Source organism: Micromonospora sp. NPDC049559, from assembly GCF_040676675.1.
In the GTDB taxonomy this organism is placed as follows: domain Bacteria; phylum Actinomycetota; class Actinomycetes; order Mycobacteriales; family Micromonosporaceae; genus JBFAPK01.
In genome coordinates this window covers 76248-92509 of the sequence record NZ_JBFAPK010000036.1, presented here as the reverse complement: position 1 = coordinate 92509, position 16262 = coordinate 76248, and the positions used below count along the sequence as shown (strand labels likewise).

The 16262-nt window shown below is 72.6% G+C and carries 11 protein-coding genes; 8 read left to right on the top strand and 3 right to left on the bottom strand.

Going from position 1 to position 16262, the window contains the following annotated elements:
* Window positions 1-212 precede the first annotated feature (212 nt).
* Window positions 213-4502 (top strand): GH92 family glycosyl hydrolase, encoded by a 4290-nt coding sequence (locus tag AB0J86_RS30475; protein WP_363861095.1) that lies wholly within the window; start codon window positions 213-215, stop codon window positions 4500-4502.
* Between the two features lie 145 nt (window positions 4503-4647).
* Here AB0J86_RS30475 and AB0J86_RS30470 read toward each other — a convergent pair whose 3' ends face one another.
* Window positions 4648-5898, bottom strand: a complete 1251-nt coding sequence (locus AB0J86_RS30470) for a sialidase family protein (protein WP_363861094.1) — start codon at window positions 5896-5898, stop codon at window positions 4648-4650.
* A 239-nt stretch (window positions 5899-6137) separates the two neighbouring features.
* Between AB0J86_RS30470 and AB0J86_RS30465 the strand changes: the two genes are divergently transcribed.
* Complete coding sequence (locus tag AB0J86_RS30465; protein ID WP_363861093.1) at window positions 6138-7076, top strand: pentapeptide repeat-containing protein; 939 nt, start codon at window positions 6138-6140, stop codon at window positions 7074-7076.
* A gap of 115 nt (window positions 7077-7191) precedes the next feature.
* Here the strand turns inward: AB0J86_RS30465 and AB0J86_RS30460 are convergent, their stop codons facing one another.
* Window positions 7192-8067: an alpha/beta hydrolase gene (locus AB0J86_RS30460; protein WP_363861092.1), complete on the bottom strand. Its 876-nt coding sequence runs from the start codon at window positions 8065-8067 to the stop codon at window positions 7192-7194.
* Window positions 8068-8444: 377 nt separating this feature from the next.
* Between AB0J86_RS30460 and AB0J86_RS30455 the strand changes: the two genes are divergently transcribed.
* The 6 genes from AB0J86_RS30455 to AB0J86_RS30430 all read left to right on the top strand — a co-directional run bounded on the left by AB0J86_RS30455 (window position 8445) and on the right by AB0J86_RS30430 (window position 15705).
* Window positions 8445-11165 (top strand): GH92 family glycosyl hydrolase, encoded by a 2721-nt coding sequence (locus AB0J86_RS30455; RefSeq protein ID WP_363861091.1) that lies wholly within the window; start codon window positions 8445-8447, stop codon window positions 11163-11165.
* 17 nt (window positions 11166-11182) lie between these two features.
* Window positions 11183-11698, top strand: coding sequence for a 2'-5' RNA ligase family protein (locus AB0J86_RS30450; RefSeq protein ID WP_363861090.1), 516 nt, complete (start codon window positions 11183-11185; stop codon window positions 11696-11698).
* 145 nt (window positions 11699-11843) lie between these two features.
* Complete coding sequence (locus AB0J86_RS30445) at window positions 11844-12290, top strand: nitroreductase/quinone reductase family protein (protein ID WP_363861089.1); 447 nt, start codon at window positions 11844-11846, stop codon at window positions 12288-12290.
* A gap of 168 nt (window positions 12291-12458) precedes the next feature.
* Complete coding sequence (locus tag AB0J86_RS30440) at window positions 12459-13421, top strand: sugar ABC transporter permease (RefSeq protein ID WP_363861088.1); 963 nt, start codon at window positions 12459-12461, stop codon at window positions 13419-13421.
* Window positions 13418-14263 (top strand): carbohydrate ABC transporter permease, encoded by an 846-nt coding sequence (locus AB0J86_RS30435; protein ID WP_363861087.1) that lies wholly within the window; start codon window positions 13418-13420, stop codon window positions 14261-14263. Before AB0J86_RS30440 ends, AB0J86_RS30435 begins: the two co-directional genes overlap by 4 nt.
* A gap of 29 nt (window positions 14264-14292) precedes the next feature.
* Complete coding sequence (locus AB0J86_RS30430) at window positions 14293-15705, top strand: ABC transporter substrate-binding protein (RefSeq protein WP_363861086.1); 1413 nt, start codon at window positions 14293-14295, stop codon at window positions 15703-15705.
* Window positions 15706-15797: 92 nt separating this feature from the next.
* Here AB0J86_RS30430 and AB0J86_RS30425 read toward each other — a convergent pair whose 3' ends face one another.
* Window positions 15798-16253, bottom strand: coding sequence for a CU044_2847 family protein (locus AB0J86_RS30425; RefSeq protein WP_363861085.1), 456 nt, complete (start codon window positions 16251-16253; stop codon window positions 15798-15800).
* Between the last annotated feature and the right edge of the window lie 9 nt (window positions 16254-16262).

Here is a 16262-nt window from a genome sequence, read left to right as displayed (position 1 = left end):
GGACGGCTCCCAGACGACGACCGGGCAGCCGCCCAAGGCCCAGGTCTGGGCCCAGGGCTGGTTCCGCGACCAGAACAAACCGACGATTTGCCCTAGATCGGCGAGGTCTTCTCGGGCTACCTCTTGACAACGTTGTCGCAGAACCGAAACGCTGTCGTGATCCTCATCCGGATGTACCCCCACACCCGGCAACCCCCACTGGAGGATCCGAGATGTCCCTGTCCAGACGCACCCTCGTCGCGGTCACCGCCGTGCTCGGGCTGCTGCTGCCCGCCGGGCCGCTTCCGGCGTCGGCCGCCCCGGCGGCCTCCACCGAGTTCCGCTCCTCGCTCGAGCCCGGCGACCCCCAGCCGGCCTGGACCGACACCGCCGAGGTCGGCCCCGGCGGCGACAAGCGGATGTCCGGCGTCACCGGCAGCCCGGTGACCGGCATCCCGGGCAACCTCACCGACCGGGTCACCGAGGTGGCCGCCAGCGGCGAGAACCCGCCGAACGAGGTCGCCTCCCGCGCGGTCGACCGCAACATCAGCACCAAGTGGCTCACCTTCGCCGCCACCGGCTGGCTCCGGGTACGCCTCGACGCCCCGGTCGCCGTGGTCCACTACGCCCTCACCTCCGCCAACGACGCCCCCGAGCGGGACCCGAAGGACTGGACCCTGCGGGGCTCCACCGACGGGGAGAACTGGACCACCCTGGACAGCCGTACCGGGCAGGAGTTCCCGGAGCGCTTCCAGACCCGGGACTACCGCTTCACCAACACCACGGCGTACGCGTACTACCGGCTGGACGTCACGGCCGTCGCCGGGGGCACCATCACCCAGCTCGCCGAACTCCAGCTCTCCGACGGCGACACCACCCCGCCGCCCGTCACCGACATGCGCAGCTTCGTCAGCGGCGGGCCGGTCAACGGCCCGACCATGAAGCCGAACGCGGGCTGGACCGGGCGCAACGCCCTCCAGTTCTCCGGCGGCCAGATCGTCGACGGTCGCGGGTACGCGTACAACAGGGTCTTCGACGTGGACCTCACGATCACCCCGCAGACCGAGCTGTCGTACGTGGTCTTCCCGGAGCTGACCGCGCAGGACCTGGACTACCCGAGCACCTACGCCGCCGTGGACCTCGCCTTCGACGACGGCACCTACCTCAGCGACCTCGGCGCCGTCGACCAGTACGGCTTCGGGCTCAGCCCGCGCGGGCAGGGCGCCGCCAAGTCCCTCTACGCCGACCAGTGGAACCTCAAGCGGTCCCGGATCGGCGCGGTCGCGGCCGGCAAGCGGGCCGTACGGGTCCTCGTCGGCTACGACAGCTCGACCGGCAAGGGGCTGTTCAACGGCTGGTTCGACGACATCACCGTCACCGCCCACCCCGCCACGCCGATCCGCGACCACCTCTCCGACCACGTGCTGACCACCCGCGGCACGAACTCCACCGGCGGCTTCTCCCGGGGCAACAACATCCCGGCCACGGCGGTGCCGCACGGGTTCAACTTCTGGACCCCGATGACCGACGCCGGCTCGACCGACTGGCTCTACCAGTACCAGGGCGCCAACAACGCCGACAACCGGCCGACCCTGCAGGCGTTCACGGTCAGCCACGAGCCGAGCCCGTGGATGGGGGACCGGCAGACGTTCCAGGTGATGCCGTCGGCGGCGGCCGGCGTGCCGAACGCGAACCGTACCGCCCGCGCGCTGCCCTTCTCGCACGCCAACGAGGTGGCCCGGCCGCACTACTACGGCGTCACCTTCGACAGCGGGCTGAAGACCGAGATCGCCCCGACCGACCACGCCGCGATCTTCCGGTTCACCTTCCCCGGCGACCGGGGCAATCTGATCTTCGACAACGTCAACAACAACGGCGGGCTCACCCTCGGCGACAACGGCGAGATCAGCGGCTACTCGGACGTACGCGGCGGGCTCTCCAACGGCGCCACCCGGCTCTTCGTCTACGGCGTGGTGGACCGCCCCGTGGTCGCCAGCGGCCGGCTCACCGGCGGTGGCGGCGCCAACGTCACCGGCTACCTGGCCTTCGACACCGGCGCCAGCAAGCAGGTCAACCTCCGCATCGCCACCTCGCTGATCTCGGTCGAGCAGGCGCGGCGGAACCTGACCAACGAGATCGCCGCGGGCGACACCCTCGACGCGGTCCGGGACCGGGCGCAGCGGCTCTGGGACGACAAGCTCCGCGTGATCGAGGTCGAGGGCGCCAGCGACGACCAGCTCACCACCCTCTACTCCAACCTGTACCGGCTCTTCCTCTACCCGAACTCGGCGCACGAGAACGTCGGCACGCCCGCCGCGCCGCGCTGGATGCACGCCGTACAGTCCTCCACCAGCACCTCCATCCCGCCCGGGACCACACCCACCCAGACCGGCGCGCCGGTCGTCGAGGGGAAGGTGTACGTCAACAACGGCTTCTGGGACACGTACCGCACCACCTGGTCGGCGTACACGCTGCTCACCCCGACCGACGCCGGCGAACTGGTCGACGGCTTCGTGCAGCAGTACAAGGACGGCGGCTGGGTGTCGCGCTGGTCGGCGCCCGGGTACGCGAACCTGATGACCGGCACCAGCTCGGACGTGGCCTTCGCCGACGCGTACGTCAAGGGGGTGCGCAACTTCGACGTGAAGGCGGCGTACGAGGCGGCGGTGCGCAACGCCACGGTGGCGCCGCCCGGCGGCAACCCGAACAACACCAGCGTCGGCCGGAAGGGGCTGCAGACCTCGATCTTCTCGGGCTACACCGCCTCGGCCGTCTCCGAGGGCGTCTCCTGGGCGCTGGAGGGTTACATCAACGACTACGGCATCGCCAACATGGCCACGGCGCTCGCCGCCGACCCGGCCACCCCCGAGGCGGAGCGGGCCGGTTACCGGGAGGACGCGGAGTACTTCCGCAACCGGGCCCAGAACTACGTGCACATGTTCGACCCGGAGGTGGAGTTCTTCCAGGGCCGCGACGCGGCCGGCGACTGGAAGTCCGGCCCGGACGAGTACGACCCGCGGGTCTGGGGCCACGAGCACGACTACACCGAGACCAACGGCTGGAACTTCGCCTTCCACGTGCCGCAGGACGGGCAGGGCCTGGCCAACCTGTACGGCGGACGGGCCGCCCTCGCCGACAAGCTGGACACCTTCTTCGCCACCCCGGAGACCGCCAAGTTCCCCGGCTCGTACAACGGCACGATCCACGAGATGATCGAGGCCCGCGACGTCCGGATGGGCATGTGGGGCTTCAGCAACCAGGTCTCGCACCACATCCCGTGGATGTACACCTACGCCGGGCAGCCGGCGAAGACCCAGGCGCTGGTCCGCGAGGCGCTCTCCCGGCTCTACCTGGGCAGCGAAATCGGCCAGGGCTACACCGGCGACGAGGACAACGGCGAGACCTCGGCCTGGTACCTGTTCAGCGCACTCGGCTTCTACCCGCTACAGGTCGGCAGCGCCGACTACGTCATCGGCTCGCCGCTGTTCCGCAAGGCGACCGTGCACCTGGAGAACGGGCGGGACATCGTCGTCAACGCCCCGAACAACAGCGCCCGCAACGTGTACGTGCAGGGGCTCAAGGTGGACGGCAAGGCGTACGCCAAGACCTGGATCTCGCACGACCAACTGGCCGACGGCGCGGTGCTCGACTTCCAGCTGGGGGCCACCCCGTCGAACTGGGGCACCGGCGCGGCGAACCTGCCCGAGTCGCTGACCCCGCCCGGCGCGCCGGCCCGGCCGCTGGCCGACAGCGCCGTCACCGGCGGACCCGCGGCGCTGACCGACAACACCTCGGCCACCCAGGCGACCGTGCCCGGCGCGGTCGAGTGGACGGTCACCGGCACCCCGGAGAAGGTCACCCACTACACCCTCACCTCCGGCTCCGGCCCCGGTGACCTGCACGGCTGGCAGCTCAAGGGCTCGTACGACGGCGAGCACTGGACCGTCGTGGACACCCGGGCCGGCCAGACGTTCCCGTGGCGGGCGCAGACCCGGTCGTTCGCCGTCGCGCACCCCGGCCGGTACGCGCACTACCGGCTCGAACCGACGCAGGCCGACCCGCAGGCGGCGCTGGCCGAGGTCGAGTTGCTGGCCAACCCGTCGCCGGCCTGCACCTCGACGGTCACCGGCAAGAAGGCCGGACCGCTGACCGTCTCGTCCGGGGTGACCTGCCTGCGCGACGCCACCGTCTCCGGTCCCGTGACGGTGCGGGCCGGCGCCGCGCTCTACGTCCACGGCGGTACCGTCACCGGCCCGCTGTCGGCGAGCAACGCGGCGGCCGTGGTGCTCGACGGCGTGACCGTCAAGGGCCCGGTCTCGGTGACCGGCACCCGCGGCGAACTCGGCCTGGAGCGGGCCACCGTGGCGGGGCCGGTGACCCTGTCGGGCAACGCCGGCGGGGTCGTCGCCGCCAGCACCATCGGCGGACCGCTCGCCTGTGCTGGCAACGATCCGGCGCCGGTCGACAACGACCTGCGCAACACACTGGGCGGGCCGGCCACGGGACAGTGCGCCGCGTTCTGACCGGCGCCCGCTGACCGTCTCGTCAGCACAGCGGCGCGTGGGGCGCCCGGCCGAGCCGGCCGGGCGCCCCACGCGCGTGTTCCGCCCCGGTGGCGGGACGCGCACCCGCCCCACCACCGGGAGATTCCCCTCTGTCGCCGGCCGGTCAGGGCCGCAGGTCGCGTACGGCCACCCGGCGGAAGGTGATCGTCTCGTTCGGCCCGAAGTCGCCCGTCTCGTAGAGCACCCCGACGGTGGCGGGGTTGAGCTGCACCAGGTCCGAGTAGGCGGCCGGGAGGCCCGAGAGCGCCAGCGCGTCGCGCCAGGTGGCGCCCTGGTCGGTGCTGGTGCGCAGGGTCAGCGCGACCCGGTTCGCCGGGTCGCCCGGTCCGGAGAAGAGCAGCGGCGCCCCGCCGCCGGCCAGTTGCAGGACGCTGCCCTGCACGGCCGGTACGACCAGCGTGCCCTGCGGGCGGTGCGGCTTGGCCAGGGTCTCGCCGCCGTCCAGGCTGTACGCGTCGCCGCGGTTGCCGGGCGAGCTGCCGTTCTGGTCCCGGGCGTTGACGTAGACGCGCCCGTCGGGCAGCTCGGCCACCGTGGTCTCGTTGACGTTGAGGTAGCCGTTGGGGTTGTCGTCGACGGCGCCGATGTGCCAGGTGGTCCCGTCGTCGTCGCTGTAGAGCAGGTGGCCGCCGTAGTACTTCGCCTCGTTGCCGAGGTCCGGCGAGCCGGCGGGCGGCGCGGTCGAGTGGTTCGCCGGTACCACGAGCCGGCCCCGGTGCGGGCCGTGGGCGAGCCGGATCGCGTGTCCCGGCCCGGTGGCGTACCAGCGCCAGTCGGCGGCCTTCGCCTGGTCGGTGATCTCCCGCTGCGGCGACCAGGTCGCGCCGCTGTCGTCGCTGTACTGCACGAAGACCCGCCGGCTCGCCTCGGCCGGTACCTCGCCGCGCATGATCGCGGCCTCGGAGGCGGTACCGCCGTTGTAGGTCGAGAGCAGGACCACCCGGCCGGTGGCGGTCACCACCGGGGACGGGTTGCCGGAGGTGTTGTTGCCGCTGTCGTGGATCACCTGGAGCGGGCCCCAGGCGCATCCGCCGTCGGTCGAGCGCTTGAGCACCAGGTCGATGTTGCCGGCGTCGCCGAGGCCGGCGGAGCGCCCCTCGGCGAAGGCGAGCAGCGCGCCGGAGGGGGCGGTCACGATGGCCGGGATGCGGAAGGCGCTGTAGCCCTCGGTACCGGCGACGAAGGGTACGGAGCCGGTGCAGCGCGGCTTGCTCGCGGCGTCCGGTGCGGCGGCGTCGGGCGGCGCGGCCAGGGACGCGCCGCCGGCGCCGGCCAGCGACGCCACCAGCGCGGCGCAGCCGACCACGATCGCGGGCCGGAGCGCCCTGCTGGTACGGGGGGTACGGGGTGCCACGGGTGTGCCTCCCTGGGGGACGGTTCGGGAGAGTCCGGTCGTCTGTCGGTAGGACGTAGGATGTCCTTGGTGCGCAGACGTTAATGACCGCCATCCCTCCCGTCAAGAGCGCCCGACGGGCAGCGCGTTCGCCGACTCGACCTCGACCCCGACAGTCCATGACCCACAAGCGGGTAGCTGGGTCATCCCATGACCGGCCCGGCGGTAGCCTTGGCTCGCCGCACGATGGGAGCCCGAGATTGTCCGAGCAGCACCCGATCCGAGCCGAGGACCTGCGCGCCGACTGCGCGCGCTGCTTCGGGCTGTGCTGCGTCGTGCCCGTGTTCGCCGCCTCGGCGGACTTCGCCGTCGACAAGCCGGCCGGACAACCCTGCCGCAACCTGCGTACCGACTTCCGCTGCGGCATCCACCGCGACCTCGCCGACCGCGGCTTCCGGGGCTGCACCGTCTACGACTGCTTCGGCGCCGGCCAGCGGGTGGCCCAGGTGACCTTCGGCGGGCGGGACTGGCGCGCGGCGCCCGAGACCGCCGGGCAGATGTTCGCCGTCTTCCCCGTCATGCGGCACCTGCACGAGCTGCTCTGGTACCTGACCGAGGCGGTCGACCTGCCGGCGGCCCGGCCGCTGCGCGCCGAACTGGCCGCCGCCCGCGCCGAGACCGAGCGGCTCACCTCGCTCGGGCCGCAGGCCCTGCTGGAGCTGGACGTCGCGGCCCACCGGGAGGACGTCAACCGGCTGCTGCTGCGGGCGAGCGAGCTGGCCCGGGCCGGCGCCGGCTCGCGGCGTACCGAGCACCGGGGCGCCGACCTGATCGGGGCCAACCTGCGCGGCGCCGACCTGCGGGGCGCCAACCTGCGCGGCGCGTACCTCATCGGGGCCGACCTGCGCGGCGCGGACCTGCGCGGCGCCGACCTGATCGGGGCGGACCTGCGCGGCGCGGACCTGCGCGGCGCCGACCTGCGCGACAGCATCTTCCTGATCCAGTCGCAGCTCGACGCGGCGCGGGGCGACGCGGCGACCCGGCTGCCGGCGGCGCTGCGCCACCCCGCGCGCTGGTCGTCGGCCGCGCCGGAGACCGGACAACCGGCCGGGCGGTCGTCCGGCATCCGGCCCTCGGCCCGGCCCCGCCGGCCCCGCGACGGCACGGCCGGCGGTGCGGCGTCCCGCCGCCGCCCATGACCACCGGCCGCCTCTCCCGCCCCTGACCATCGCCGGAGGCGCCCCGGACCACTGGCGGAGGGAGGTGGCCCGGACCACCGGCGGAGGCGCCCCGGAGGTCCCCCGAGGGTCGCCGCTACGGCAGGAAATCCCGCAGTTGGCGCAGGGTCTCCTCGGGTGCCTCCTCGGGGATGAAGTGCCCGACCGGGACCGGGCCGCCGCGCACGTCGTCGGCCCAGCCCCGCCAGATGTCGAGCGGATCGTCGTAGAGGCCCGCCACCGAGCCCCGCTGGCTCCAGAGGAACAGCACGGGACAGGCGATTCTGCGGTTGCCGCGATCCGCCTCGTCCCGCTGGTAGTCCAGCGTCGCGGCGGCCCGGAACTCCTCGCAGATGGCGTGGACCGCCTCCGGGTCGCGGAACTGCTCGACGTACTCGGCCCGCACCTTCGGCGGGAAGGCGTCCTTCACCTCGGGCCAGGTGTCCAACATGAAGTCGACCAACGCGGCCGGGGCCGCCGCGACGAACCGCTCCGGTACCGGCTCGGGCGCGGCCAGGAAGGACCAGATCCAGTAGGCGAGGCTGAACTTCCGCTCGGCGCGGCGGTACGCGTCGCCGGTCGGCACGACGTCGATGACCGCGAGCCGGGTCACCGCCTCCGGCTCGTCGAGCGCCAGCCGGTAGGCGCAGCGCGCGCCCCGGTCGTGCCCGACGACCGAGAACCGGTCGAAGCCGAGGCCGCGCATCACCTCGATCTGGTCGCGGGCGATCGTACGCATGCTGTAGGGCTCGTGGTCGGCGCTGCTCGGCGGCTTGCCGCTGCCGCCCCAGCCCCGCAGGTCGGTGGCGACCACGGTGTGCCGCTCGGCGAGGCCCGGCGCCACCCGGTGCCACATGAGGTGCGTCTCCGGGATGCCGTGCAGGAGCAGCACGGGCGAGCCGCTGCCGCCCCGTCGCCCGTGAATCGTCGTGCCCGAGGTGGCGATGTCGAACTCGTCGAACCCGTCGAACACGACGTGACTCCTTCCGACCGTGGCCGATTCCTGCCGGAGCAGACCGGTGGGATGCGGGGGCGGCGCGGACATCCGTTCGTAGTATCCCGGCCGCCGGCCCCAGGGCAGGCGACGATCGGCCATTCCGTCGGGACCGTGGCCGGCGACCCGGTGGCTGCGCGGCGACCTCAGCCCGGGGCGGACCAGGGGAAACGTCGAGCCGGGTAAACCATTGGGGCCGCTGGTGCCGATGTTGCCGGTTCCGCTAACAAAACGGCGGTGATTGGCGCGCGGCGGTTCCAGATCTCTTGACTTCCGGGTCGGTGCTGCCGCAATATCGGCGCTCCTCGGAAACGGGTGGAAATGCGTTGCGCGAAATGGGAAGGGCGGCAATTCCGGTGCGAAAATGGTCGTCACCCGGCCGGTTCCTGACCGGCGCGGCCGTGGCCGCGCTGCTGCCGGCCGGCGGGTTCGTGGGAGCGGTGTCGATGCCGCCCGGTGCCGCCCCGGCCCGCTCGGCGGAGCAGGTCACCGACCCGGCGCGCTACGTCGACCCGCACATCGGGACCGGCGACGCCGGGGGAGAGGTGGGTACCGGCGACACCTCCCCGGCCGCCGCGCTGCCCTTCGGGATGATGCAGTTCGGGCCGGACACGGACGGCCGTACGGCGGTCGGATATCTCGACACCGCCACCTCCGTCACGGGATTCTCCCTCAACCATCTCTCCGGCGTCGGCTGCGACTACGCGGGCAACGACGCGAGTTTCCTGCCGGTCGTCGGTGATCCGGTCCGCCCGAACGAGGCGAGGGAGTCCTTCGGCCAGGACGGTTCCGTGGCCGAGCCCGGCTACTACGCGACCACGCTGCGGACCTCCGGGGTGGGCGCGGAGCTGGCCGTGACCGCGCGCGCCGCGGTGGCCGAGTTCAGCTACCCGGCCAGCGAGGCCGCGCGGATGCTGGTGCGGGCCAGCAGCCTCAACGACGCCAGCGGCGGCTCGGTCACGATCGACCCGACCGGGCGCCAGGTGACCGCCGCGATCGTGAACAACACCCGCCAGGGCTCGGGCGGCTTCTGCGAGAAGCCCAACACGTACACCGTCTACCTGGCGGCGCGCTTCGACGAGCCGTTCACCGGCTACGGCACGTGGCGCGGCGACGCGCTGAGCGCCGGCTCGACCGCCGCGGAGGGCAGCCGGCCGGCCGGTACCGCGGCCGGCGCGTACCTCACCTTCGACACCCGGGCCGCGAGCCGCGTACACATGCGGGTAGGGATGTCGTACGTCAGCGCCGAGGCGGCCCTGGCGAATCTCGACGCCGAGGTCGGTACCCGGTCGCTGGCCGAGGTGCGGGCGGCCGCCCGGGCGACCTGGAACGACCTGCTCTCCCGGGTACGCGTCAGCGGCGGCGACGACGCGCGGCGGACCACCTTCTACACCGCGCTCTACCACGCGACGCTCGCGCCGAACCTCTTCAGCGACGCCGACGGCCGGTACCGGGGCATGGACCAGCAGGTCCACCGGGTGGCCGCCGGCCAGGCCGCCCAGTACACCAACTACTCCGGCTGGGACACCTACCGCTCCCAGGCCGCGCTGGTGGCGCTGCTCGACCCCGGGGTCGCCGGCGACCAGGCCCAGTCGCTGGTGAACATGGCCGCGCAGGGCGGCTTCCTGCCGAAGTGGCCGGTCGCGAACGGCTACACCCAGGTCATGGCCGGCGACCCGGCCGACAACATCATCGCCTCGACGTACGCCTTCGGCGCGCGGCGCTTCGACACCGGCGCCGCGCTCGCGGCGATGCTCAGGGGCGCCGAACACGGCGGTGGCGGCGCCGACGGGGTCGGCCAGTGGGGGTACGTGGAGCGCGAGGCCAACGCCGACTACCTGCGGTACGGGTACGTCCCCGGCAACCCGTCGCTGACCCTGGAGTACGCCGCCAACGACGCGGCGATCGCCCGGTTCGCCCGCGAGCTGGGGCGCCCGGACCTCTACCGCACCTACCTGGCCCGGGCGCAGAACTGGCAGAACGTGCTCAACCCGGCCACCGCCACCGGCCCGTACGCGCAGCGGCGCGACGCCGGGGGAGCCTTCCCGCCCGGGCCGGGGTTCCAGCCACCCGGCGACGGGGAGTTCGGCCAGCCCGGCTTCAACGAGGGCAACGCCACCCAGTACACGTTCATGGTCACCCAGAACCCGGCCGGCCTGGTCGCCGCGCTCGGCGGCGACGCCGCGGCCACCGCCCGGCTCGACGCCTTCTTCGACACCTCCGTAGGGGACCGGTGGGGGATGGCCGGGCCGAACGCCCCCTACTACTGGTTCGGCAACGAGCCGACCTTCGGGACGCCCTGGCTCTACAACTACACCGGCGCGCCGTGGAAGACCCAGCGGACCGTCCGCGCCGTGCTCGACCGGCTCTTCACCACTCGGTCGAACGGCATCCCCGGCAACGACGACCTCGGGGCGGTCTCCGCCTGGTACGTCTGGGCGGCGCTCGGCGTCTACCCGCTCAACCCGGGCAGCGCGGACCTGCAACTGGCCGTACCGCTCTTCCCGCACGTCGAGGTGGCCCGCCCGGACGGCGGCGCGTTGGTCGTCGACGCGCCCGGCGCGGACGCCGGACCGCGCTACGTCACCGGCGCGAGCGTCGACGGCGAGCGGTGGACCCGGCCGTGGCTGCCGGCCGGGAAGGTGACCGCGGGCGGCGTGACGCGGGTGGACCTCACCCTCTCGGCCACCCCCGACACCGCGTGGGGTGCCGCCGCCGAGGACCGGCCACCGTCGGACCGGACCGGCGAGGCCGCCGGCATCGGGTACACCTCGCCGGCCGGGGAGATCGCGGTACCGGCCGGCGGGAGCGCCACGCTGACCGTGGGCGTACGCGGCGTCTCGCCCGGCCCGTCGACGGTCTCCTGGTCGGCGGCGCCGCCGACCGGGCTGGCGCTGTCGACGACCGCCGGCGCCCTCGCGGTCGAGGCCGGGCGGGACGGCGCCACCGATGTCACCGTCTCGGCCGCCCCCGACGCGGCGCCCGGGCGGCGCGACCTGCCGGTCACCTTCTCCACCGGCGCGGGCTCCCAGCCGCTGCTGCTGCACGTCACGGTGCTGCCCGCGGCCGGCGGATAGTCCACTAGGGTGGGCCGGTGGTCGCGGCGATCGAGCTCTATCTGGACACCGATGCGACCCGGCGGATCCGGACCCTCTGGGACGCGCTGGAGTCCGAGGGCGTACAGAGCCTCCGTTCGCTGCTCGGGCAGCGGCACCGTCCGCACGTCTCGTTGGCGGTGGCGGCGCGCCTCGATCCGGACCGGGTGGCCGCCGCGCTGACCGGTACGGTCGTGGCCGCCCCGCTGCGCCTGTCGTTCCAGCACGCCGGCCAGTTCGTCGGGCGGGTGCTCTGGCTCGGCCCGACGCCGAGCGCCGAACTGCTGGCCCACCACGCCGCCGTGTACGCCCGGCTGAGCGCGGCCGGGATCGCGCCGACCGAGCACTACGAGCCCGGACGCTGGGTGCCGCACTGCACCCTCTCCATGCGGGTGCCGAACGCGCTGATGGCCGCCGCCGTACGCCGCTGCCTGGAGGTGCTGCCGATCGAGGCGACCGTGGTCGGGGCCGCCGTCGTCGACCACGCCCGCGACATCGCCCGGCCCCTGCCCTGAGGGGTTTCACCCGCGTGGGCCCGGGAAGCCGCATCCGCGTCGGAGCCACGACGAGCCCGAACCCGAGCGGGAGGTGCCACGGTGCGATTCGGCGGACGAACCGGGCGGCGAGCAGGCCCGGCCGGGCGGACGGGCGGGTCCTGAGGTGTCCTGGCCGCCGGGCGCGCGCCGGATCCTTGGTCCGTTCCAGCGGCGACTGGTCAACCCGGTCGTCCGGTTCGCCTGGGCGCTGAGACTCCCGATTCCGGGCGACGCCCTCCTGGAGACCACCGGCCGGCGCACCGGACGGCCGCGGTACACGCCGGTCTGCGACGGGCTGGACGGCGACACCTTCTGGCTGGTCTCCCAGCACGGGCGCCGCGCCGACTGGGTACGGAACCTGGAGGCCGATCCCCGCGTCCGGGTCAAGGTCCGTGGCGGGCCCCACGCGCGCTGGCGCGGCGGGGTCGCGCGGGTCCTCGACGGCGACGACCCGCGCGAGCGCCAGCGGATCCTCGCCCGGAACAATCTCGCGCGCCGGTTCTGCCTGGCCACCTCCGGTGCGGCGTGGACGGATCCCGTGACGGTCCGCATCGACCTGGACCCCGCCTGAGGCGCTTAGGCGTATCCTGCCCCTGCTGAGCGGGTGGGCGCCCGTCGATGGATCTTTCTGCGACGGTGACGGTGCGTAACGTGACGTCATCCGGTGGACAGGGAGTCGTCACCTGCCCGACCGCGGCGCTACCTGTGCCGGACGCCCATCCGCTGCAGGCTACCGTCCGTGACCGCACCGACCCTGACCAGCGCAAAGCCTCCCGGGCTGGCGAGTACGAACAAGACCGACGTCCGTCCGGCGCGGCCCGGTGCGCCACGGTTGCGCGAGGCGGCGCTGGCGCTGCTGTTCCTCGTGCCCGGGCTGGCCGGACTCGGCGTGTTCGTCATCTTCCCGCTCTTCCAGGCCGTGTACCTCTCGACCAGGGGCAACGACATCCTGGGCAACCCGACCCGATCGGTGGGGCTGCGGCACTTCGAGGAGCTGTTCACGCCCGCGTTCGGCCACGTGCTCTGGCAGACGGCGGTCTTCACGGTGCTGGTGGTGGTTCCCGGCGTGCTGCTGCCGCTGGCGATCGCGGCGCCGCTGACCCAGCGGCTGCCCGGCATGCGGATCTTCCGTACCGCCTTCGCGCTGCCGTTCGCGTACTCGGTCTCGGCGGCGAGCGTGGTCTGGCTGATCATGCTGAACCCCGGGGTCTCGCCGGTGAACTGGCTGCTCGGTCTGGTGGGGATCGAGGCGCCCGGCTGGACCACCGACCCGTCGTGGGCGATGTTCACGGTGGCCGGGGTGACGGTCTGGATGGTCTCCGGGTTCAACCTGCTGGTCCTCAGCGCCGGGCTGGCGGGCGTGGACGAGGAGGTACTGGAGGCGGCGCGGCTGGACGGCGCGGCCGGGCTGCGGCAGTTCGTCAGCATCGTGCTGCCGATGATCTCGCCGAGCCTCTTCTTCGCGGTGGTGACGACGACGCTGACCGCGCTGCAGGCCCTCGGGCAGGTCCAGATCATGACCGACGGCGGCCCGAACGGGCACACCAGGACGCTGGTCTACTCGATCTTCGACAACGCGTTCCACAACAACAACAGCAACTTCGGACTGGCCAGCGCGCAGGGGTTGGTGCTGCTGGTGGTCGGCGTGCTGATCGCCGCGATCCAGTTCGGCGTACTCGAACGGCGGGTGCACTACCGGTGAGTCGACGCGCGACGCGGCCGGGCGTGGCCCCGACCGTACTGACCTACCTCTGGCTCGCCGTGGCGGCGGTGGTCCTGCTCTTTCCCGTGCTGCTGACGGTGCTCGGCGGCTTCCTGCCGTCGAACGCGCTGCTGCACCAGCCGCCGCAGCTGTTCGGCGGGCACTGGACGGTGCGCAACTACCTCGACGCGTGGCGGCAGCCGGTGGTGCCGCTGGCGCCGGCGTTCCTGAACTCGCTCTTCGTCGGGCTGACCATCATGGTCGGGCACCTGGTGACGTCCTGCCTGGCCGCGTACGCGCTGGTCTTCCTGCGTACGCCGCTGCGCCGGCCGCTCTTCTGGGTCTTCCTGGCCACGATCATCATCCCGTACGAGTCGATCGTGGTGCCGAACGCGCTGTTCATCCGCTCCCTCGGGGTGAACGACAACCGGCTCGCCCTGGTCCTGCCGTTCCTGGCCAGCGGGTTCGGGGTCTTCCTGCTGCGACAGGCGTTCCTGCAGTTCCCGCGCGAACTGCGCGAGGCGGCGGTGATCGACGGCTGCGGCCACCTGCGCTTCCTCTTCACGATCCTGCTGCCGGGCAGCCGTCCGGCGCTGACCGCGATCGCGGTCTGGTCGTTCCTGCAGGGCTGGAACATGTACTTCTGGCCCTTGATCATCTCTTCCAGCAACAACTCCCTGAACACCCTGCAGACCGCGGTCTTCGCGCTCAAGGACAACGAGGGCGGCAGCCCCGCGGTGCTGCTGGCGGGCATCACCATCACGCTGGTACCGACCCTGCTGCTGGTGATCTTCGGCCAGCGCTGGCTCGTCCGTGGGTTCACCGCCGGCGCGGTCAAGTAACGGAAACATCCCACAGGAGGAACGGAAAAGTGCGCACAACCCTGCGCCGCACGGTGCTCGGGCTCTCGCTCGCCGCACTCGCGGCCACCACGGCCGCCTGCGGCTCGGCGACCGCCAACAGCGGCGGCTCCGGCAGCGGCGCCACCGACGCCGCGCCGGCCGCCAGCGTGCTGGACGGCAAGGGCGAGGTCTCGATCGACTTCTGGCACGCCATGACCGGCAAGAACGGCGAGGCGCTGCAGAACCTGGCCGACCAGTTCAACGCGAAGAACAAGGGCCGGATCAAGGTCAACCTGCAGTTCAAGAACACGTACGACGACACGCTCTCGGCGTACAAGGCCGCGCTGAACAGCGGGCAGGCCCCGGACGTCGTGCAGGTCTACGACATCGGTACCCGCTTCATGATCGACTCGAAGTCGATCGTACCGGTGCAGTCCTTCCTCGACACCGACAAGACCAACGCCGCGGACATCCAGCCGAACATCGCCGGCTACTACTCGGTGGACAACAAGCTCTACTCGATGCCGTTCAACACCTCGATGCCGCTGCTCTACCTCAACAAGACGGCGTTCGAGAAGGCGGGGCTCGACCCGGCGCACCCGCCGAAGACCCTCGACGAGATCACCGACGCGGCCCGCAAGCTGACCGTCAAGGACGCCAGCGGCACCGTCACCCAGTACGGCTTCGGCGCCGCCCTCTACGGCTGGTTCCTGGAGCAGTGGACCGCCGTCGGCAACCAGGAATACTGCGACCAGGGCAACGGGCGCGACGCCCGGGGTACCACGGTGAAGCTGGCCACCGACGACCACGTGAAGCTGTTGCAGTGGTGGAAGAAGCTGGTGGACGAGGGGCTGGCCCCGAAGCTGGACAGCAACACCACCACCGCCGACAACACCTTCACCTCGGGCAAGGTGGCGATGACGCTGGAGTCGACCGGTTCGCTCAGCGGCTTCCTGAAGAGCGCCGAGGGCAAGTTCGAGATCGCGACCGGTAACTACCCGAAGATCAACGCCTCGGACAACGGCGGCCCGATCATCGGTGGTGCCTCGCTCTGGGTCGTCGGCAAGGGCAAGGACGACCAGCACAAGCGGGCCGCGTGGGAGTTCGTGAAGTTCCTCAGCGAGAAGGACTCGCAGGCCACCTGGCACACCTCCACCGGGTACTTCCCGATCAGCAAGTCCGCCCTCGACACCGACGTGGACAAGCAGTGGGTGGCGCAGCGGCCCCAGTTCCAGACCGCGATCACCCAGCTCCAGGGCACCGCGCTGACCAAGGCCACCCAGGGCTGCCTGCTCGGCGCGATGCCGCAGGCGCGCAAGGCGGCCGAGCAGGCCATGCAGGCCGCGGTGCTCAGCGGTACCGACCCGAAGACCGCCCTGCAGCAGCAGGAGCAGGCGATGGCCGGCCCGATCAAGGACTACAACGCCTCCGTCGGCGGCTGATCCCCGACACCGACCACGAGGGGCCGGACCCGGTGCACCAGGTCCGGCCCCTCGTCGCGTCGCGGTCCGGGGTTCGGGTCGTTGCCGGCCGCTCAGCCCGCCCCGACGCCGGCCGCCGTCCCCGGGGCCGCGGGCCCCGTCGCGGCCGGGCCGTCGCCGGCACCGGCCGCCTCCCGTACCGACGTCACGACCTCGCGCGTCTCCCGGCCCCACTCGACGCTGATGGTGAGGTTGGCCTCGGTCGCGCAGCGCGCGAGCATCACCCCGGCCTCGGCCGAGACGGTGACCGCCAGCGCCACGCTGACCCGATCGGGCGTACGCGGCATCTCGGCGAGGCGCTCCGCCGCCATCGCCCCGAACCGGCGGATCCGGTCGATGGACTCCTCCACCCGCTCGGTCAGCCGGGCGGCCGGCTCACCCTCGCCCCGGCGCGCCACCGGCTGCGGCTCCGCCGAGAAGGGTGAGCCGGCCGGTCGGGCCGGTGCCGTGGGCTGGATCGGCAGCGCGTCCCCGTCGCCGAAGTCCAGGTACTCCACGCGTCCATCCATCGGGTCGGG

What these genes read in the sequence shown, in the direction of transcription:
- AB0J86_RS30425 (WP_363861085.1), bottom strand. Translation starts at nt 16,253, where the DNA reads ATGGATGGACGCGTGGAGTACCTGGACTTCGGCGACGGGGACGCGCTG.
- AB0J86_RS30475 (WP_363861095.1), top strand. Translation starts at nt 213, where the DNA reads ATGTCCCTGTCCAGACGCACCCTCGTCGCGGTCACCGCCGTGCTCGGG.